Annotated in this window: 17 protein-coding genes; 9 read left to right on the top strand and 8 right to left on the bottom strand. The window is 61.0% G+C overall.

Translation table 11 applies throughout. The annotated features are described in order from the left end of the window. Positions 1-32: 32 nt before the first annotated feature. Both OX460_RS26960 and OX460_RS26955 read left to right on the top strand, forming a co-directional pair. Complete coding sequence (locus OX460_RS26960; RefSeq protein WP_289900495.1) at positions 33-1649, top strand: hypothetical protein; 1617 nt, start codon at positions 33-35, stop codon at positions 1647-1649. Between the two features lie 350 nt (positions 1650-1999). Further along, the gene (locus OX460_RS26955; RefSeq protein ID WP_251351665.1) at positions 2000-3733 is read left to right on the top strand and encodes a methyl-accepting chemotaxis protein; all 1734 of its coding nucleotides are present in this window, start codon (positions 2000-2002) and stop codon (positions 3731-3733) included. Positions 3734-3746: 13 nt separating this feature from the next. On the opposite strand, the gene OX460_RS26950 is transcribed toward OX460_RS26955, so the two are convergent. Both OX460_RS26950 and OX460_RS26945 read right to left on the bottom strand, forming a co-directional pair. Further along, positions 3747-4898, bottom strand: coding sequence for an AI-2E family transporter (locus OX460_RS26950; protein WP_289900494.1), 1152 nt, complete (start codon positions 4896-4898; stop codon positions 3747-3749). 164 nt (positions 4899-5062) lie between these two features. Next, positions 5063-6067 (bottom strand): hypothetical protein, encoded by a 1005-nt coding sequence (locus tag OX460_RS26945; protein ID WP_289900493.1) that lies wholly within the window; start codon positions 6065-6067, stop codon positions 5063-5065. 124 nt (positions 6068-6191) lie between these two features. Here OX460_RS26945 and OX460_RS26940 point away from each other — a divergent pair, with 124 nt between their 5' ends. Beyond that, positions 6192-6560, top strand: a complete 369-nt coding sequence (locus OX460_RS26940) for a hypothetical protein (RefSeq protein WP_289900492.1) — start codon at positions 6192-6194, stop codon at positions 6558-6560. Here OX460_RS26940 and OX460_RS26935 read toward each other — a convergent pair. The 5 genes from OX460_RS26935 to dnaA form a co-directional block, all read right to left on the bottom strand. Further along, the gene (locus tag OX460_RS26935; RefSeq protein ID WP_289900491.1) at positions 6539-7600 is read right to left on the bottom strand and encodes a GGDEF domain-containing protein; all 1062 of its coding nucleotides are present in this window, start codon (positions 7598-7600) and stop codon (positions 6539-6541) included. The two genes, OX460_RS26940 and OX460_RS26935, sit on opposite strands and share 22 nt — an antisense overlap. A gap of 201 nt (positions 7601-7801) precedes the next feature. After that, positions 7802-8722, bottom strand: coding sequence for a GNAT family N-acetyltransferase (locus OX460_RS26930; protein ID WP_289900490.1), 921 nt, complete (start codon positions 8720-8722; stop codon positions 7802-7804). A 144-nt stretch (positions 8723-8866) separates the two neighbouring features. Then, complete coding sequence (gene gyrB / locus OX460_RS26925; RefSeq protein WP_099666165.1) at positions 8867-11365, bottom strand: DNA topoisomerase (ATP-hydrolyzing) subunit B; 2499 nt, start codon at positions 11363-11365, stop codon at positions 8867-8869. Between the two features lie 81 nt (positions 11366-11446). After that, positions 11447-12553, bottom strand: a complete 1107-nt coding sequence (dnaN, locus tag OX460_RS26920; protein WP_034754341.1) for a DNA polymerase III subunit beta — start codon at positions 12551-12553, stop codon at positions 11447-11449. A 141-nt stretch (positions 12554-12694) separates the two neighbouring features. Beyond that, positions 12695-14089: a chromosomal replication initiator protein DnaA gene (gene dnaA / locus OX460_RS26915; protein ID WP_034781304.1), complete on the bottom strand. Its 1395-nt coding sequence runs from the start codon at positions 14087-14089 to the stop codon at positions 12695-12697. Positions 14090-14602: 513 nt separating this feature from the next. On the opposite strand from dnaA, the gene rpmH reads away from it, so the two are divergent. The 6 genes from rpmH (at position 14603) to OX460_RS26885 (ending at position 19070) form a co-directional block, all read left to right on the top strand. Further along, positions 14603-14737: a 50S ribosomal protein L34 gene (rpmH, locus tag OX460_RS26910; protein ID WP_010401996.1), complete on the top strand. Its 135-nt coding sequence runs from the start codon at positions 14603-14605 to the stop codon at positions 14735-14737. Between the two features lie 23 nt (positions 14738-14760). Beyond that, positions 14761-15198, top strand: a complete 438-nt coding sequence (gene rnpA / locus OX460_RS26905) for a ribonuclease P protein component (RefSeq protein ID WP_099380766.1) — start codon at positions 14761-14763, stop codon at positions 15196-15198. Beyond that, entirely contained in the window at positions 15195-15455 is a 261-nt protein-coding gene (yidD, locus tag OX460_RS26900; protein ID WP_010401993.1) for a membrane protein insertion efficiency factor YidD, read from the top strand. The genes rnpA and yidD overlap by 4 nt, the downstream gene beginning before the upstream one ends. A gap of 11 nt (positions 15456-15466) precedes the next feature. Continuing rightward, the gene (gene yidC, locus OX460_RS26895; protein WP_077408891.1) at positions 15467-17197 is read left to right on the top strand and encodes a membrane protein insertase YidC; all 1731 of its coding nucleotides are present in this window, start codon (positions 15467-15469) and stop codon (positions 17195-17197) included. Positions 17198-17381: 184 nt separating this feature from the next. Then, positions 17382-18761 carry a tRNA uridine-5-carboxymethylaminomethyl(34) synthesis GTPase MnmE gene (gene mnmE, locus OX460_RS26890; protein WP_289900489.1) on the top strand — a complete coding sequence of 460 codons (1380 nt, stop codon included), beginning with the start codon at positions 17382-17384 and terminating at the stop codon, positions 18759-18761. 9 nt (positions 18762-18770) lie between these two features. Continuing rightward, positions 18771-19070: a hypothetical protein gene (locus OX460_RS26885; RefSeq protein WP_289900488.1), complete on the top strand. Its 300-nt coding sequence runs from the start codon at positions 18771-18773 to the stop codon at positions 19068-19070. A 23-nt stretch (positions 19071-19093) separates the two neighbouring features. Here OX460_RS26885 and OX460_RS26880 read toward each other — a convergent pair whose 3' ends face one another. Next, positions 19094-20791, bottom strand: coding sequence for a M1 family metallopeptidase (locus tag OX460_RS26880; protein WP_289900487.1), 1698 nt, complete (start codon positions 20789-20791; stop codon positions 19094-19096). Between the last annotated feature and the right edge of the window lie 21 nt (positions 20792-20812).

Raw genomic sequence — 20812 nt, 5'->3', positions numbered from 1 at the left:
CATAATGGCGGTTTTTCGGCAGTGGAGTTGACATGCGGCAAACATTTTGGATGAGCACGATGGCGGCGCTGCTGGCGCTGGGAAATGCGGCGCCGGCGCAGGCGGCGCGTTTCTATGAAGGCGTCCCCATGGCCACCGCCAAGGTTGTCGAGCGCCGCGACGGCGGCGTGGTGCTGGCTTTCCTGCGGGAAAACGGCGAAGTCAACGGCTACTATTGCCAGTGCAAGGGCATCAGCGACAAGCGCATGAACCTGGACAAGTATGGCAAGGCCAGCATCGCGGCCGTGTTCCAGGTTGACCTCGACAGCGAAGGCGAAACGACGTTCGTGCTTAGCCGCAGCGCTGGCAGCGGCGCGGCGTATGGTTTGCATGCTTACCGCTACGAATCCAGCGGCGGCAAGATGTTCAAGGTCGCCGCCCTGCAGCCCACCCTGGACGCGCTCGTGCGCGGCGCCAAGGTCATGGATGAAGCGCGGGTGCGCGCCGCGCTGGGCCGTTTGCAGTTGATCGACTACAGCATCGATTACGCGCCCACGGGCGTGGCCGAATTCGACGCCATCGAGCATGGCCATGGCACCCTGGTCGGCTATTTCAATATCGATGGCGAGTTATTGCCCGGCAAGCCGGCCGATAAGCCCGCATTTGCCTATAAAAAAACTTTCCAGGAGAAAGACGGTCATTTCCTCACGGTCACCTATCTGCTGGGCAAGGGCTGGCAAGGGGGGCGCGCGCCCAGTTATCACGCCAAGTGGATCACCTGGGAAACACAGCCGCAGCATTTTGCCGCCAGCCAGGATGGCTTGTTTATCGAATATGACGTGAATTGCTGCGTGGGCAGCGTGTTTGCTCGCGGCCAGTATGCGCACGGCAAGCGTACCGGCGTATGGCACTACGAAGAGCCGAACACCATCCGCTCGTCTGGCGCCTTTGTCGACGACAAAGCGGAAGGACCATGGACGTATGAAAGCGGCGATGAAACGACGACGGGACAGATGCTCAAGGGCCAGCGCACGGGCCGTTGGGAAGTAAGCCCTGGCGTGGCCGAATGGCGCGAAGCGGACATGCACAGCTTCACCGGTTACGACCATTTCGTGAAAGATCGCCTGGACGGCCCCAGCGAGCGCCGCATCGATGGTGTGGTGCAATGGCAGGGCAATTATGTGAACGGCAAGAAGCAGGGCCAGTGGGTGGAACCTGGCGGTGGCGGCCGTTATGTCGACGACGTCAAGCAGGGGCCGTGGAAGAAGGCGACGCCGGACGGCGGCTGGCAAGTGCTGACCATGCTCGATGGCAAACCGGAAGGCAAGCTGGAACAATACGGGGCCGATGGCCAGCTGGAACTGGTCGAACATTACCGCCTGGGCAAGCTGGAAGGGCCGATGGAGAGTTTTTATCCGGATGGCAAGCGGCGCTACCAGGGGGCGTTTGTCGACGGCGAGCGCGATGGCGCAGAAACTCTGTTTTATCCCGATGGCGAATTGCCGCAATTTCACCGCAACTGGCAGCAGGGCGTGTTGCATGGCGTCAACGTCGAGAATTTCCAGAACGGAAAACCGAAGCAGATCGGCGCCTACGACATGGGCAGGAAAACGGGCCGCTTCCAGTATTTCCGCGACGATGGCCAGCTGATCGAAGAAACCATGTATTAACTTGCTGACTAGCATAAATGGCATTCCGCCGCGACCGCGCACGACAGCGGAATGCCAGTTCTGCGCAAAAAACATCATCCACTTGTTACAAATCGTGAAAATCCATGCTGGATGTTGCTACTGGTAATCTTTCCCTGTATCTTGCAGTCAGGAAATTAAAAGTACGGGAAACCTCAACCTCGTTGCCCTGTATTGCACTCCTGACGATATGCGCGGGCCGCCTTCCCCCCTGCTGCCGCACACGCCGTATCGACCTGTCCTGAACAATTCACGTGACCCGCCCATCTGGCGTTTGCCGCTATCTCGTCCGGCATGCGCAGGCATGGTTGCGCCCTTACCAAGGAAACTGCATGTTGTCGAACATAACAATAAAAATGCGCCTGATCGCCACCATGAGTGTGCTGGGCTTGCTGATCGCCGTACTGGGCGTCATGAGTATCATCAGCCTGAAATCGGCCAACAACAGCCTCAACGAGGTCTACAGCAATCAGCTGGCATCGACGCAAGCGATCGGCGAATCGCAAATTGCCCTGGGCCGCGCCCGTTTCACGATGGACCGCGTGATGGTGCACCCGGATGCGCCGGATGCCAAGGATACCCTGGCCCGCGCGGAACAATTCCTGGAAGCGTCCAACAAGTCCTGGAAGGTGTACCTGGGCTTGCCGCAAAGCGCGGACGAAAAGCGCCTGTCCGACGATATGGACAAGAAGCGCAGCGACTATATCAACAATGGCGTGCTGGTCATGAGCAAGGCTTTGCGTGAAGGCAACATCGAGCAAGCGGACGGCTTGATGATGAAGGGGCTGACGCCGCTGTACCGCACCCTGGACCAGGCCGCCGAAACATTGACCCAATACCAGGCCACGTCGGCCGCCGCGATGTATGCGGAAAGCCAGTCCAGCTACCACACGCAGGTGACCATGGCCATCGGCGGCATGATCGTCGGCGCCTTGCTGACCATCATTTCCAGCATCCTGCTGCTGCGCGCCATCTTTGGCCCGCTGGACCAGGCCCTGCGCCATTTCGGCGCCATTTCCGACGGTAACCTGGCCAACGACATCGTCATCACGCGCCACGACGAGATGGGCGCCTTGCTGACGGGCTTGCAGAAAATGCAGGAACGCCTGTCGAGCACCGTGCGCGGCGTGCGCGACGGCAGCGGCGCCATCGCCACGGCCAGCAATGAAATCGCCTCGGGCAACCTGGATTTGTCGAGCCGCACGGAGCAGCAAGCGTCGAGCCTGGAAGAAACGGCATCCTCGCTGGAAGAGCTGACCTCGACCGTCAAGCAGAATTCCGACAATGCGCGCCAGGCGAACCAGCTGGCCGTCTCCGCATCGGACGTGGCCGTCAAGGGCGGCGCACTGGTGGCGCAAGTGGTCGATACCATGGGCACCATCAGCGAATCGTCGAAAAAGATCGCCGACATCATCGGCGTGATCGATGGCATCGCCTTCCAGACGAATATCCTGGCCCTGAACGCGGCCGTGGAAGCGGCCCGTGCCGGCGAGCAAGGCCGTGGCTTTGCCGTTGTCGCCACGGAAGTGCGCAACCTGGCGCACCGCTCGGCCAGCGCCGCCAAGGATATTAAAGTGCTCATCGAAGCGTCGGTGCAGAACGTGGGCGCCGGCAGCGCGCTCGTCAGCCAGACGGGCACGACGATGGATGAAATCGTTTCCAGCATCCGCCGCGTGACGGACATCATGGGCGAGATCAGCGCCGCCGGCCGTGAGCAGGAACTGGGCATTGGCCAGATCAATCAAGCTGTGGCGGAAATGGATACCGTGACGCAACAGAATGCGGCGCTGGTGGAAGAAGCGGCGGCGGCCTCGGAATCGATGCAGGAGCAGGCGGCGGCGCTGGCCGAAATGGTCAGCATTTTCAAGCTCGACGCCAACCATAGCGGTCCGGCAGCGGCCAAGCCTGCCTTGCGCAAGCCTGTCGTGGCCGCCGCCAGCACGGCCTTGAAACGCCCGGCGCTGCGCCTGGCGCCGGCCGGTGCCGCTGCTGCCCCTGCCGCTGCCGCCAAACCGCGTCCGGCCAAGCCTGCCGCAGACAACAGCGGCGAGTGGGAAGAGTTCTAAGTTACTGCTTGCGTTACTGCGCTTCCAGGGTAACTTTGCTGCCCTGTTCCTGCAAGCGCGCCGCCTCGGCCAAGGCCTGGGCGCGCGCTTCCTCTGCCGCCTGTTCCGCTTTCTCCAGTGCATCATGGCGCGCCTGCAAGGCCGCCCGGGCGCGCACGAAGACGATCTTGATGGCCGCCATCACGGGCACGGACAGGAAGATGCCCACCACGCCCCCCAGCTGGTCGCCGGCCAGCAAGCCGACGATCACCATCAGCGGGCTCACTTCCACGCCTTCGCTCATCAAGTATGGGTTGACCACGTAATCCTGGAACAAGCGGTAGGCGGCGATAAAGCCGATCAGCCAGAACACGTGCTCGAAACCGCTGAAACCGGCCACGACCACGGCGATGACGGCGGCCGCCAGCGGGCCGGCAAACGGAATGAATTCCAGCAAGGCGGCCGCACCGGCCAGCAGCAGGCTGTACGGTACGCCCATCAGGGAAAAGGCGATGCTGTAGGACACAAACGTGGCGATCGACAACAGCAGCAGGGCGCGCACATAGCGCGACAGCAAGATGTCGAGGTCGTCGATGATGGCGCCCCACAGTTTCTTGTTGGGACGGTTCAGCAGGGACAGCAAGCCGTCGCGCATGTCCGGGCCTTCCTTGATCAGCAAAAAGCTCAGCACGGGCACCAGCACCAGATAGATCAGGTTGCTGGCCGCATGCATGACGGTCAAGCCCAGTTCCTTCGCCAGCGGCATGGCTTGTCCCGTACCGCTGCTCAGCTGCGTCTGCATGAACGACAGCAGGCGCGCGCGCAACGGTTCCATGAATTCCGGCAAAGGAATCCGCTCGGCAAAATTATTGCCCTTGAGCAGGGTCGGCAATTGCGCGCTGAGTTTGCTGGCTTCTTCCTCGATGCGGGCGCCGAAGATGGAGCCCAGTATCGCCACCAGCAAGATCACCACGAGGAAGACGATGCCGATGGCAGCCGTGCGCGGCAAGCGCTTCGGGCCATGGCGTTCCAGCAGGCCGATCAGCGGATACACGAGGTAGCTGAAGAAAATGGCAAAGACCACGACGATCAGGGTCGACGAGACCTTGTAGGTGAGAAAGAGCAGGAAGGCGATGAGGAAAGCCGTCCACACCATCTTGGCAACGCGCAAGTTAAAACCGAACATATGAATTCCTTAGGGCAGGATGCGACGCAAGCGTGACTGGCTTGAAGGGCAGGGTGGGCAAGGCAGGGATCGGGCCGCGCCGCACGGCCGGAAATCATACCGCAAAATGCCAAAATGCCATGCTCTTGTGCGTAATGGCAATGCTTTTCCCATTCTTCCCCCGCTTATTGGGTCCGCCAGCTGGCGACGGTGATGAAGACGCCATCGTCCTTGTCGGGCTCGCGCAAGGTCACCGTATAGCGGCCGCTCGCATCGTTGCCCGTGAACACGACCTTGTCGTCATGGCCCTTCACTTGCGCGCCCTTGGCCAGCGTGGCGTAGGTGTTGAGCACCCAGTGGAAATCGGCATAGCTGCGCAGGGTGATGTCGGCATCGGGCAGGGGCTCGTCTCCCGCCTCGGCCGCTTGTGTGCGCATGGGCAAACCCGCCAGGCCCGCCGGTGCGATGAGCTTGCCGCCGCTGGAACTGCCGTTGAGTTCCGCATTCGGCAGCAGCAGGTGCTGCAAGCTGACGGGAAAGCCGGGCGGCACGTCGCGCGCTTCCCAGCCGGGCTGGCCGGGGCGGGTGGTGATGTATTCCACCGCAGCAATGCTTTGCCGCCGTTCCGGCGCGGCCTGTGCCAGCATGGCCGGCAGTTGCCGCGCCCACACGAGCAGCGGCGCGGCCATCTCGTCCTCTGCGCCCGGCGGCAGGAACACCGTCAGCACGGCGTGCGTGGACGGCAGGCAGGCTGGAGCGGCGTCGCCGATGGCGGCCCGGCAATGGCCGTTGACGAGGCCCAGGGCCAGCAGCTTGCGTTGCGGGTCGAACAGCATGGCGGCGCGCCATGCACCGTGCGTGCTGGCATCGATGGAGGCCAGCACGGAGCGTCCGTCGGGCAACATGGTGCGCGTGATGTCGTCGAGCGATTGCATGCTGTCGAGCACCTGGCGCGCGATCAGGGTGTTGCCCTGCGTATAGCTGCCGCGCGCGTAGCCGAGCAGTTTCAAGATATCGGCGCGGATTTCGGGATGCGCGCTCAGGCGCAGCGGCGGCGACGGCACGGGCACGGTGGCGGCCACGAAGGCGGCATCCTCGGCAGGAATGGCTTGTGCCATGCTGGCAAGCGGCAGGCACAGGGCGGCGCACAGCGACAGCATGCGAACAGTGATTTTTCCTGGGGTATTCAATGACTATCCTTGTCGAGACGCCAGGCCGGTCCGGTTGCCGGCATGCGCGGGCCGCGATCTTAGCATTTCAGGAATGAATCTCTTTCTGCTAAGCTTGGCTATTGAATCACTGTCCCCCGTTGTCATGGCCCAGATCATTATTTCCTGCAGTATTCCCGTCGACGATGCGGCAGTGACCGAGTTCCTGCACAAGTATCTGGGGCGCTCGCGCCTCGGCTCGGCCAAACTGTTGCACATGGGCGAGAAGGGCTGTTTCTATACTTGCTCTTTGTATACGGACGAGCACGCAAAGGTGAGCCGTTTGATCCGCCGCATGCTGGCCTTCTTCGAGAGCAAGGATATCCCCTTGACCATTCTCAAGATCGGTGGCCAGGACAGCTGGTATGAGGTGGACCCCGAGCGGCGCGATCCCTGGAAGATTTCGCCGCAAGCCTTGCTGGCGCTGCTCGATGCGGCGCCGGACGGTGGCGTTCAGGCGGCGTTGAGCACGTAGCGGTTCTTGCCGCTTTTCTTGGCCTGGTACAAGGATTCATCGGCGCGCCGGTAGCTGTGCGACAAGTCGGCTTCCTTGATCAGTTCCGCCATGCCGATGCTGACGGACACCTTGCGTTCCGGCACGAAGGCCGCTTCGACGCTGTCGACCAGCTGCGCGGCAAAGGCGCAGGCGGCGGTCTTTTCACCCAGGTAAATGACGGCGAACTCCTCGCCGCCCAGGCGGCCGCACAGGTGCTCGCCCGACAGTTCACCGATCACCTCGGCGATCTTTTTCAGCACCTCGTCGCCCACGTCATGGCCGTACACGTCGTTGATCTGCTTGAAGTCGTCGATGTCGATCATTAAAAAATACGCGGGCGTATGCGCCGTGCGCTGCAAGGTGCGGGCGCTTTGCGTAAACATGCGTCGGTTGTTGAGCCCGGTCAAGCCATCCTTGTAGGCCATGGTCGCCAGCTCGCGTTGGGCGCGGTAGTTGTTGATGCGCAAGACGAGAAAATAGATATTCAGCGCCAGGCCGATGATCACGCTGATGGTGACGGCCAGCACGGGCCAATGCTGGTCGGCCTGGCCCGCATGCACGGGAAACTGCCCCAGTCCCAGGATGGCCCACACGCACAGCGATACGCCCAGGTAATACGCAATGCCGCTGAAGATGGGCGCCGTCGTCAGGGTGATCATCACGCCCAGCGGCAAGACCCAGAAAGCGGGATCTTCCGTGCCCAGCATCAGCACGCGAAAGCTGAAAGCGATGAACAGCACGCTGATGGTGCCGCTGGCGATGATGGCTTGCAAGGACTTCGCATACACAGTCAGCAGCAGCCCGACCAGCATGCCCGTCAAGCCCAGCGCCGCCTGCGCATGATCGAGCGAAGCGCGCGGCAAGGTCAGGCTGAACGTGACCAGCCAGCAAGCCAGGCCAAACGTCAGGATGGCTATCGAAATGAAATGCAGTTCCTTGAAAAAGCGCTGTTGCTGCTCCCGTTCTCCTGAAAAGAACAGGTAATAGAAGGCAGGAGACAGGCTGCGCGAAGTGAACATTGCATTTGTCCAGGCAGACAACACGCCTTGCGGCAGGGACGCCTCCCGGCAACGGCAGGCGGCATGGCGCGCGCACAAAATTAGTTGCGCTCAGGAACTAGTGTACTGGTTTCTTGGGGGCCGTGGGGAGAGTGGCGTGGAAAACGGCTGACACTGTCCTTCCGCCGCCACAGTGGCATATGGCGGCGGGAGCGCGGGTGGTCACAGGTCGCGCGCCAGCACCTGGCCGATCAAGTCCTTGCCAAAGCTGTGATGCGCCTCTTCCTCGACCAGCTGGAAGCCGGCCTTGTCGTAGATGCGGCGCGCATCGGTGAGGATGCTGTTGGTCCACAATACCATTTTTGTATAGCCGACCTGGAGGCTGAAGCGCAGGCACTCGTCGACCAGGCGGCTGCCGATGCCCAGGCCGCGTGCGCAGGGATCGACATACAGCAGGCGCAGCTTGGCCGTAGTGTCGTCCTGGCACACGATGAAGACCGAACCGATCACCTTGCCGTCCTTCTCGGCGATCCAGCAGCGCTCGCGGGCCGGGTCGAACTCCCGCACGAACTTGGCGAGGATGTCGGCAACGAGCGCCTCGTACTCGTTGTTCCAGCCATATTCCTGCGCATACAGCACGGCTTGCCGGTGGATGATCCAGCCCATGTCGCCCGGCTGCGGATTGCGCAGGAGATAGCTGGGCGATGGTTCCCCCAGCAAACCCTGGATTTGCTCCATGGCAGCGACCAGCTCCTGCTGCGCCGTTGGCGGCAAACGTTCCAGCATGGCGGCCACTTCGCGCCGCGAGGCGTCGATCAGGGGGGCGAGGGTGCGCTGTCCCTGCCCGGTCAGTTGCAATTGCGCCGCGCGCGCATCCGTGGGCGAGCGCGTCTTGGCAATCAGCCCCTGCTTTTCGAACCCGGCAATGACCCGGCTCAGATAGCCAGCGTTCAAGCCCAGCTCGCGGCACAGGTCCGCGCTGGTCAGCTGCTCCCGGTGCGCCAATTCATACAGGATGCGCACTTCCGTCAGAGAAAATACGCTATCCAGCAAGTGCTCATGCAGCACGCCAATCTGACGCGTATAGAAACGGTTGAAACGACGCACGATCTCCGTGCGTTCGCCGAGTTGATCCGCCTGCATGTGACACCTCCATTTACTTGCTTATAGCAGATTATTGCTTGCTTAAAGCAAGTATGTCAATAGGGCGGCAGGATTCTGGCAGGCATAAAAAAAGCGGCCCTGAAGAGGGCCGCCTTGGCAGTCACGCAAACCAGGGAAGCTGGCTTACACGTCGATATTGCCTGCGCGCAGCGCGTTGTTTTCGATGAAGGCGCGGCGTGGTTCCACGTCGTCGCCCATCAAGGTCGTGAAGATTTGATCTGCCGCAATCGCGTCTTCGATCTGCACTTTTAACAAGCGGCGCACGGTCGGGTCCATCGTCGTTTCCCACAGTTGATCCGGGTTCATTTCGCCCAGACCTTTGTAGCGCTGTTTCGAGACGGTGCGTTCGGCTTCGTCGCGCAGCCATTGCATGGCCTGGTGGAAGTCGACCACGGCGATTTCCTTGATGCGCTCGCCCTCGCCGCGGCGGACAAACGCGCCTTCGCCGATCAAGCCTTCGAAGGTCGCGGCGCCGCTGCTCAGCACGGCGTAGTCCGGGCCTTGCACGAAGTCAGCGTCGATGGCCGTCACTTTGACGTTACCGTGGTACATGCGCTCGATGTGCAGCTTGTGTTTTTCCGACAAGTCGTCGGAACGCACATGCACGCGCACGGCGCTGTCGTTGATGGCCGTCTGCAGGGCCAGGGCGGAGGTTTCCGCCAGGTCCAGGGTCGACAGGTCCAGCTGCACGCCGGTCATGATGGCCGTCAGGGCGGCGCGGTCGATGACGCGCGTCAGACGCGTCATGATGGTGTTCGACAGGTTGAACTTGCGCACCAGTTCCGTCAGCGTTTCGCCGGAAATGCCTTCCGCGCCTTCGCGCGGCACCAGCACGGCCGTGTTCAGCGCCACGGTCATCATGTAGCTCGCTTCCTCGGCGTCATCTTTCAGATAGCGCTCGTCGCGGCCCGCCTTCACCTTGTACAGCGGCGGTTGCGCGATGTAGATGTGGCCGCGCTCGACCAGTTGCGGCATCTGGCGGTAGAACAGGGTCAGCAGCAGGGTACGGATGTGGGCGCCGTCGACGTCCGCATCGGTCATGATGATGATGCGGTGGTAGCGCAGTTTCTCGACGTTGAATTCGTCCGGTCCGATCGAGGTGCCGAGCGTGGCGATCAGGGTGGTGATCTGCTCCGACGACAGCATTTTTTCGAAACGGGCTTTTTCCACGTTCAAGACTTTACCGCGCAGCGGCAGAATCGCCTGGAACTTGCGGTCGCGCCCTTGTTTTGCCGAGCCACCTGCCGAGTCACCCTCGACGATGTACAGTTCGCACAGGGCGGGGTCTTTTTCCTGGCAGTCGGCCAGCTTGGCCGACAGGCCCAGGCCGTCCATGATGCCTTTGCGGCGCGTCAAGTCGCGGGCCTTGCGGGCCGCTTCGCGGGCGCGCGCCGCTTCGACGATCTTGCCGCAAATGATCTTGGCGTCGTTCGGTTTTTCTTGCAGGTAATCAGCCAGGGTCTTGGCGACGATCTCTTCGACGGGGCCGCGCACTTCCGACGACACCAGCTTGTCTTTCGTCTGCGACGAGAATTTCGGTTCCGGCACTTTCACGGACAAGACGCAGGTCAAGCCTTCGCGCATGTCGTCGCCGTTGATTTCCACTTTCGCCTTCTTGGCGAACTCGTGTTCATCGATGTATTTGTTGATCACGCGCGTCATCGCTGCGCGCAAGCCCGTCAGGTGGGTGCCGCCGTCGCGTTGCGGGATGTTATTCGTGAAGCACAGCACCTGTTCATTGTAGGCATCGTTCCACTGCATCGACACGTCGACCGATATATTCGTGTTCTGGTCGGACATGCGCTCGCCCGTGGCCTGGAAAATGGTCGGGTGTAAGACGGATTTGGCCTTGTTGATGTATTCGACGAAGCCGCGCGTGCCGCCTTCGAAGGCGAAGACTTCTTCCTTGCCCGTGCGCTGGTCCGACAACTTGATGTTGACGCCATTGTTCAGGAAGGACAGTTCGCGGATACGCTTGGCCAGGATTTCGTAGTGGAATTCCACGTGCGTGAAAATCTCTTCGTCGGCCCAGAAATGCACGTCGGTGCCGCGCTTGTCCGTTTCGCCGATGACCTTGATCGGCGAGGTGGCGATGTCGCCCACCATGACGATCTGGCGGTCTTGCGGCACGCCGCGCACGAATTCCATGTGATGCACTTTGCCGTCGCGGCGGATGGTCAGTTTCAGCAATTTCGACAGACCATTGACGCAGGACACACCCACGCCATGCAAACCGCCCGATACTTTGTACGAGTTCTGGTCGAACTTGCCGCCCGCGTGCAGTTCGGTCATGACGATTTCCGCCGCCGAACGCTTCGGATCGTGCTTGTCGTCCATTTTCAGGCCGGTCGGCACGCCGCGGCCATTGTCTGTGATCGAGATCGAATTGTCGCTGTGGATGGTGACGTGGATTTCCGTGCAGTGGCCGGCCAGCGATTCATCGATCGAGTTGTCCAGCACTTCGAATACCAGATGGTGCAAGCCGGTGCCGTCCGAGGTGTCGCCAATGTACATGCCCGGGCGTTTGCGTACGGCTTCCAGGCCTTCCAGGATCTGGATGGAGGCGGCGCCGTATTCTTCCGTTTTGGCCTGGATCGGGGTGTCTTGTGGATTCTCGGACATGGACTGCTTTCTCAAATAACGATTGCTGATTGCGGGGCCTGACCCTGTCGGATCAGACCCCAGTTTTGCATTGGGTTACGCTTAAATGCGCATCGGCATGACAACGTACTTGAAGTCCGCGTTGTCAGGGATGGAGATCAGGGCGGACGAGTTCGAGTCGCCCAGCGCGATGTTGACGTATTCGCATTTCAGGTTGTTCAGCACGTCCAGCAGATACGTCACGTTGAAGCCGATGTCGACGGAGTCGCCGCCGTAATCGATTTCCAGCTCTTCGACGGCTTCTTCCTGGTCCGCATTGGTCGAGCTGATCTTCATGCTGCCCGGGGTGATGATGCAGCGCACGCCCTTGAACTTGTCACTGGTCATGATGGCGGCACGTTGCAGCGAGCGCAGCAGTTCATCGCGGCCGATGGTGAAGTCGTTTTTGTAGCCTTTAGGAATCACGCGCGTGTAGTCGGGGAACTTGCCTTCCACCAGCTTCGAGATCAGCTCGATGTCGGCAAAGGTCAGTTTCACCTGGTTGGCGGCGATGTCCAGTTGCACCGGCTCATCGTTCTCTTCCAGCAGGCGCTGCAGTTCGATGATGGTCTTGCGCGGAATAATCACTTCCTGGCGTGCAAACGTCTGCTCGGTAGCCACCTGGCAAAACGCCAGGCGGTGGCCGTCGGTGGCCACGGCGATGACATTATTGCCATCCAGAACCAGCAGCAAGCCGTTCAGGTAATAGCGGATGTCTTGCTGCGCCATCGAGAAATGCACCATGTTGAACAGGTGCTTCAAGGTTTTCTGGGGCAGGGTGACGGACGCGTTGTAGCTTTCCGCTTGTTGCACGGTTGGAAACTCTTCCGCCGCCAGCGTTTGCAGGGCGAAGCGCGACTTGCCCGTTTGCACGGTCAGGCGCTTGTTCAGCAGGGTCATCGTGACGTCGCCCGATTCGGGCAGGGCGCGCAGGATGTCCAGCAGCTTGCGCGCGGCCACGGTGGTGCCGGTGACGTCCGCGCCGGAACCGATTTCCGCGTGCGTGGTGATCTGCACTTCGGTGTCGGTCGACAGGAAGGAGACATTTTCACCGTCTTTGCGGATGAGGATATTGGCCAGAATCGGCATAGTGTGCCGACGCTCGACAATACCGCTCACGATCTGCAGTGGCCGGAGAAGGGTATCTCGGGTGGTTTTGACCAATTGCATATTTATCCTCAATGTATAGGTATGAAGTTTAACGTAGTAATTTAACAATCATTGCAAGGGGAGCCCCGGCAGGCCGGCTGCGGCGCTCTCCCAGATAATAAGGGTAAAGCACGTTTTGAGCCAGCCTTGCCCAAGCGGCGCTTAGCCTTTTAACGTTTGTTCCAGCACATGCAATTCATGGTTGCATTCCGGGTTCTTGGTACGGTCCAGCGCGATCTTGCGCACGGCATGCAGCACCGTGGTGTGGTCGCGGCCGCCGAACAGCTCGCCGATTTCCGGCAGGCTCTTCTGTGTCAATTCCTTGGCCAGGTACATGGCGATCTGGCGCGGCCGGGCGATATTCGCGGGGCGGCGCTTCGAATACATGTCGGCAACCTTGATATTGAAGAAGTCGGCCACCGTTTTCTGGATGTTTTCCACGGAAATCTGGCGATTCTGCACCGATAGCAAGTCCTTCAGCGCTTCCTTGACGATATCGATGGTGATATCTTTGCCATGGAAACGCGAATACGCGAGGATCTTGCGCAGCGCGCCTTCCAGTTCGCGTACGTTCGAACGCAAGTGCTTGGCGACAAAGAAGGCCACGTCGTCGGAGAAGGTCACGCCTTCCTGCTTGGCTTTTTTCAACAGAATGGCCACACGCATTTCCAGTTCCGGCGGTTCGATGGCCACCGTCAGGCCCGAGTCGAAGCGCGAGATCAGGCGGTCGTCCATGCCCGTGATTTCCTTCGGATACGTATCCGAGGTGATGATGATCTGTTTCTTTGCGGCAATTAATGCCTCGAAGGCATAGAAGAACTCTTCCTGCGTGCGGCTCTTGCCGCCAAAGAATTGAATATCATCGATCAGCAGCATGTCGAGCGAGTGATAGTAATGCTTGAAGTCGTCGAAACCCTTGCGCTGGTAAGCGGTCACTACGTCGCGAACGTACTGTTCTGCGTGGATGTAGCGGATCTTCGCGCCAGGATTGTCGGCCATCACCTGGTTGCCGATGGCGTGGATCAAGTGGGTCTTACCCAGGCCGACGCCGCCGTAGAAGAACAGCGGGTTATACGACACGCCCGGATTGTTCGCCACCTGGATGGCGGCGGCGCGCGCCAGCTGGTTGGCCTTACCCGTCACGAAGCTGTCGAAGGTCAGGTCGGTGTTGATGCGGCTCTGCTCGCGGCGCGGCGCGGCGCCGATGCTCAGTTCCGGCACGCTCGGCTGCGGCTCCGCGGCGCGCGCGCTGGGCGCGCCGCCATTCGGATCGCTGGCCGGGGTGCTGGCGGTGACGGGTTTCTTCGGCAAGGCCAGACGCGGGTCGAGCACGAACTGCACTTCCGTCGGCGCTTCGAAGTACTGAATGGCCAGGGCAGTGATGCGGCTGGCGAACTGGGTCTTGACCCAATCGAGCTTGAAGCGATTGGGCGCAGCAATGCGCAGCTTGCCCTCTTCGTAATCGAGAGGGATAAGCGGTTTGATCCACGCACTGAATTGTTGCGGTGTCAGCTCCAGTTCCAACTGCGCGGAACAGGCCTGCCAGAAATTATCCATGTATGTCTATGTGAAAAGGTGTGGGAGGGCGTATCGATTCTGCCCTGCGTTCACCGTGTTGCAAGGCCGGCGTCGCGCGAGGGCTCGCCACACGTAACGCGCTATTCTACTCCCGACTGCGAAAGTTATCCACAGGCACGGCTGTTATTTTTGTGTGGCGGGGTGGGGCGCCGTGTGCATAAGAGGCGACTTATCCCCCGGTTATCCCGTCACAGGCAGTGCTGGCGCGGCCTGTGGCGGGGCCTTGCCGGCAGATGGGGGCCGGCGCGTAAATTTCCGGGCGATCACGGCAATCCTTGACAAGAGGGGGGCATATGCTGAATAATTCAGGGTTCCCCGCCCGTATTCCGTGTTTATTCATTTGGAACGACAATATGGACTAAGCGTGGATTAAGCGGGCGATGAGATTGGCCAGCTTGTGCCTTGGCATAAGTGCGCGATTGTCATTGGCACCAAAAACTGACGGGACGTCAGACCCGATTTTGCATTTTTTTTGTTTTTAGCGAGACCAACATGAAACGTACTTACCAACCTTCCGTCGTTCGCCGCAAGCGTACGCACGGCTTCCGCGCTCGTATGGCTACCCGTGGTGGCCGTGATGTGCTCAACGCACGTCGCGCAAAGGGCCGCAAACGTCTGGCCGTCTAGGCTTGTCGTTGACAGCTGATCGCGTGGCTAGCTGTACTCCAGTCGGCAATCAACGCGAAGGTTCACACGACTTCGCGCGCGTTCGGCGTATCGTTAAAACGGATGAATTTTCATCCGTTTTTCGTTTGCGCCCTTCGCAAAAAACAGCGCATTTTGTGCTGTACACCCGACACAATCAATTGCCGCATGCGCGGCTGGGCGTCGTTGTGGCCAAGCGTTTCGCGCCGCGCGCGGCGACCCGCAACACGATCAAGCGCGTCACGCGCGAGCTGTTTCGCAACAGCGCGATGCCGCCGGTCGACTGCGTGGTGCGTTTGTCGCGCGCCGTCAACAGCAAGGATGGCCCGGCCACCACGACGCAGCTCAAAGCCGAGCTGCGCGAGGAATTGAGCCGCCTGTTCGCGGCGCAAATCGCCGCCCAGGCCCGTTCTGTTGCTGCGCCACCACCATCCGCGCCATGAAAACCCTGCTGCTGTTCCTGCTGCGCGCTTATCAGTTGCTGATCAGCCCCATGCTGGGACAGAATTGCCGTTTCTATCCGAGCTGTTCGCATTACGCGATGGAAGCGCTGCGCGTGCACGGTACTGCCAAGGGCAGCCTGCTGGCTGCCAAGCGCCTGTGCCGTTGCCACCCCTGGAATGAAGGGGGCGTCGACCCGGTGCCGCCGGCCGATTGCAAACAATCTTCAACGACCGCTTGCGGTTGCAACCACTCCTGACAAATACCCTAATGGATATCAATAAACGTACCATCCTGTGGATCGTGTTTTCCGTCTCGCTGGTAATTCTCTGGAACGAATGGATGATCTCGAACGGCAAGCCGTCGATGTTCTCCGCGAACACGGAACAAACCGCCAAGGCGCCTGCGACCCCTGCCAAGACGGCTGCCTTGCCAGCCGCGGCAGGCGTGCCTGCCCTGCCGGGTGACGCTGTCGATCCCGCCGCGTTCAAGCGCGAAGTGATTACCATCACCACCGACGTCATCAAGGTCGATATCGACACCCTGGGCGGCCAGGTCAAGCGTCTGGAATTGCTGAAATTCAAGGGCGCGGGTAATCCGGGCTGGTTTGGCGGCTGCTTCGGCCTGTTCAAGGTATGCCAGCCTGACGACGGCAAGCAAAACGAAGTGCTGTTCGACGAAGGCGCGAACCACACTTACCTGGCGCAATCGGGCCTGGTCGGCGGTCCCTTCCCTACCCATGCGAGCGGTTTCACCGTACAGCCTGGCGTGCGTACCCTGGCCGATGGCAAGCAAATTCAACTGGTAATGGAAGCGGTCGAAGGCGGCGTCAAGCTGACCAAGACGTTTACCTTCAAGCGCGGCGATTACGTCATCGACGTGCGCCATGACGTGTCCAACGTGGGCGCGGCCCCTGTCACGCCGCAGTTGTATCTGCAACTGACGCATGACGGCAACAAGCCGGTCGGCGACTCCTTCTTCAACAGCAGCTTCACGGGCCCGACCCTGTACACGCCGCAAGACAAGTACCAGAAGCTGACGTTCGAGAAAATCGAAAAAGCGGCCTTGGAAGACGAGAAGAAGGGCAACGACAACGCCATGAAGGGCCTGCACCCGGCGACGGCGAATGGCGGCTGGTTTGCGATTTCGCAACACTTCTTCGTATCCGCTTTCGTTCCGCCTGAGAACGCCAAGCGCGACATCTTCACGAAGAAGGTCGGTCCCAACCTGTACGCCATCGGCAACGTGCTGCCCCTGCCTACCCTGGCGCCAGGCGCTTCGGCCAGCATGGACAGCAAGCTGTACTCGGGTCCGCAAATCGCGCACCTGCTGGAAAACGTCTCGCCTGGCCTGGAACTGGTCAAGGATTATGGCTGGCTGACCATCATCGCCAAGCCGATGTTCTGGGTCATGGAACAGATCCACAGCGTGCTGGGCAACTGGGGCTGGACCATCATCGCCTTCACGATCCTGATCAAGCTGCTGTTCTTCCCGCTGTCGGCCGCCGGCTACCGCAGCATGGCGAAGATGAAACTGGTCACGCCGAAGATGCAAGCGATCCGCGAACGCTTCAAGGGCGATCCGCAAAAGATGAACCAGGCCACGATGGAGCTGTACAAGACGGAAAAGATCAATCCGCTGGGCGGCTGCCTGCCGATCCTGATCCAGATGCCCGTCTTTATCGCCCTGTACTGGGTCTTGAACGCGTCCGTGGAAATCCGCGGCGCGCCATGGATCGGCTGGATCACCGACCTGGCCCAGCATGACCCATGGTGCATCTTGCCCGTGCTGTACGCGATCTCGATGTTCATCACGACCAAGCTGAACCCGGCCCCGGCCGATCCGATGCAAGCGAAGATGATGCTGTTCATGCCATTGGCATTCTCGGTGATGTTCTTCTTCTTCCCGTCGGGCTTGGTACTCTACTGGGTCGTCAACAACGTCCTGTCGATCGGCCAGCAATGGGTGATCACCAAGAAATACGCGCCTGCCGTCAAGTAAGTCCGGCCAGCGAACAGAAAGCCCGCCTCGCGCGGGCTTTTTTTTGACATCCTACCCAGTGGGTACGATGTCAAAAAAAAGTGGGTTTTGCCGGTTTTCCACTGACCCCCTTCATGTGCACCCGGTTTGTCGCTGAAAATAGTGCGGCTCCTGCAGCCTTCCCCGAATAATCTACAATATCCCCATGAAACTCGACTCTTCCCCTATCGCCGCCATCGCCACCGCTCCCGGGCGCGGCGGCATCGGCGTGGTACGCGCCTCCGGCAAAAATCTCGCCCCTTTGATGGCCGCCCTGTTCGGCGCGCAGCAACTGAAACCGCGCCACGCCACCTATCTGCCATTCACGGAAAGCGACGGCGCCATCATCGACCAGGGCATCGCCATCCACTTCAAGGGCCCGCATTCGTACACGGGCGAAGACGTGCTGGAATTGCAGGGCCACGGCGGCCCCGTGGTGCTGCAGCTGCTGCTGGCGCGCGTGCTGGAAGCGGGCCGTGACAGCGGCTTGCGCTTGGCCGAACCGGGCGAATTCACGCGTCGCGCGTTTTTGAATGACAAGCTTGATCTGGCGCAAGCCGAAGCCGTGGCCGACCTGATCGACGCCTCCACGGAAGCGGCCGCCAAGTCCGCTTCGCAATCGCTGTCGGGCGCGTTTTCGAACACCATCCACGCGCTGGTCGAACAGGTGACGGGACTGCGCATGCTGGTCGAGGCGACCCTGGACTTCCCGGAAGAGGAAATCGACTTCCTGGAAAAATCGAATGCGCGCGGCCAATTGAAAGCCGTCATCGCAGCGTTGCATAAAGTGTTTGCGCAGGCGGCGCAGGGCGCGCTGCTGCGCGAAGGCCTCAATGTCGTGCTGGCGGGCCAGCCGAACGTGGGCAAATCATCGTTGCTGAACGCGCTGGCGGGCGCCGATGTGGCGATCGTCACGCCGATCGCCGGCACCACGCGCGACAAGGTCAGCGAAACCATCCAGATCGAAGGCATTCCGCTCAACATCATCGACACGGCCGGCATCCGCAGCGCGGGCGACACCATCGACGCCGTCGAGCGCATCGGCATCGAACGCACGTGGGGCGAGATCGGCAAGGCCGATGTGATCCTGCACTTGCTTGACGCAGATCATGGCCCCACCTTGGCCGATGAAACCATCGTCGCCGCCTTCCCCGAGGGCGTGCCGGTGGTGCGCGTGTGGAACAAGATCGACCTGTCGGGCCACAAGCCCAGCGTCGACAGCCTGCCCGACGCCACCCACGTGTATCTGTCCGCGCACGAGCACATCGGCATCGACTTGCTGCGTGCCGAGCTGTTGCGCATCGCCGGCTGGCAGCAGACGGGCGAATCGCTGTACCTGGCGCGCGAACGCCATTTGATCGCGCTCAAATCGGCCGGCAAGCACCTGGACATCGCCGCCGAACACGCGGCGCAGGACGACCAGTCGCTGGACTTGTTTGCCGAAGAACTGCGCCTGGCGCAAGTGCAGCTGTCGAGCATCACGGGCGAGTTTTCGCCTGACGATCTGCTGGGCGTGATTTTCAGCCGTTTCTGCATCGGCAAGTAAGGGCACACGATGAAAATATTGATCGCTGCCGTACTGTGCTGTCTGCCCTTGCTGGTTCAGGCAGAGGAAAAGCTGCCGCGCGACGTGGTGCAGTTCATTGATCATGCGCAAATGTGCGAACACTTTGCCGGCGAGTGGGATGACAATGACAAGGCGCGCCAGCGCGAGATCACGCAAGCCGTGGCCGCTTTTTGTGGCCAGGCGCAGCGGCAGTGGAAACGGCTGTCCGCCAAGTATGCGGGACAGCCGAAGCTGGAAAAAGTCATTGCCGACAATGCCAATGACGCGGTGCGCAGTTTCCGGAAGTAACGGCCGCCCTGGCTTGCGGCAGCTCAGCTCTTCTTGCGCTTGGCTTGCTCTTCCTTGAATGTCTGGAAGGCTTCGATATGCTCGGCCCGCCGTAGCACGCGCGAGCGCGGGTCGAGCGTGTACGTGGCGCCAGCCGGCAGGGGCAGTTCGCCAAAGCCCAGCGCCATGGAAACGGTATGGATTTCCTTGCCGATACGCACTTCCACCGGCATCAGGAAGGCGAGGTCGGCAGGCGTCTTCCACAGCAGGCGCAGGGTGTCGCCGTCCCGCACGGCGGACAGCTCCGGCAGCGCGGCCTGGTACAGATAGGTCTGGAAGAACCAGTCGTAATTGCTACCCGTGACTTTGTTGACGATGGCCATGAATTCCTGCGTGCTGCCATAGCGGGGCTGGAACTGGCCCGGCTGCGGCTGTTCCGTGCCGTAGACGAGCAGGCGCACGGCGCGGAAGAAGGCGTCGTCGCCGATCAGGCCGCGCAAGGTGTGCAGCACCAGCGCCCCTTTCACATAAATGTCGCCGCCCGGTCCGCCCTTTTTCAGGTCGTAGACTTCTTCCTCGCTTTTCGGCTTGCCCGAGACCATGGGCGCCTTGTTGACGATGCCGGCGCGCATTTGCTGTAACGCAGCAAAATATTCCTGCTCCCCCCGCAGATATTGCATGTACAGAGGTTGCATGTAGGTGCCGAAACCTTCGTGCAGCCACATATCGTCCCAGTTGCTGTTGGTGAGCTGGTTGCCGAACCATTCGTGCGCAAATTCATGCTGCAGCAGTTCGTCGTAGCCATAGCTGGTCTTGGCGAATTTGTTGCCATAGGCATTGATGGTCTGGTGCTCCATGCCCTTGTGCGGTGTTTCGGCGATGCCGACCTTTTCATCGCCAAACGGGTAGGGGCCGATGACGCTTTCAAAAAAATCTAGCATGGGCGGCAATTCCGCGAACAGGGCGCCCGCCTTGGCTTCGCTTTCCGGCAGATACCAGAATTGCAGGGGGATGCGGTTGCCGTAGCGGCTAGCGTACTCGCCCTGCAAGCTGCGGTAGGGCGCCACGTTGAGGGCGATGCCATAGGTGCTCGGGTGCTTGGCGCGCCAGTGCCAGGTGCGCCAGCCGTCGGCCTCATCCATGCCAAGCGCGATGCCGTTGCCGGCCGCCACCAGCGGCGCTGGCACCTGGATGTGCTGGTCGATCAGCTGGGCCTTGCCCATCGGGTGGTCGATGCAGGGCCAGAACAGGTCGCAGCCTTCGCCTTGCACGGCGCTGGCGATCCACGGCGCGCCATCGGCCGTGCTCGACCACACCATGCCGCCATCCCACGGCGCCTTCACGGCGACGTGCGGCACGCCGTGGTAGACGATGCGGATAGTGGTGCGCGCGCCGGCCGCGAGGGTGGCCGGCAAGGTCATGCTCAGGCGCCCGTCCGGGTTGGCATAGTCTTGCGGCCGCAGCGCCTTGCCGTCGATCTCGATGGCATCGACGGGCAGGTTGCGGTCCAGGTCCAGCGCGAAGTGCGAGATCGGCTGCGTCGCCAGGAAGGTCAGGCGCGCGTCGCCGGCGATGCTGCGGCTGGCCGGGTCGATGCGCAAGGTCAGGTCGGCGTGTTCGAACACCACCGCCAACTGTTCCGGCGTGCGTTCGGCGCCCGAATTGAGGGTGTAGGCGGTGGGCGCCTGCGTGGCGCAGGCGCTGAGCAGCAAGCAGGAGAGCAGCAGGGGGATGTGTTTCATGGCAGGCGCGCAAGTGAACGG

This window comes from Janthinobacterium sp. SUN033 (assembly GCF_030397595.1).
In the GTDB taxonomy this organism is placed as follows: Bacteria; Pseudomonadota; Gammaproteobacteria; order Burkholderiales; family Burkholderiaceae_D; genus Janthinobacterium; species Janthinobacterium kumbetense.
This window is presented reverse-complemented; position numbering and strand designations above follow the sequence as displayed.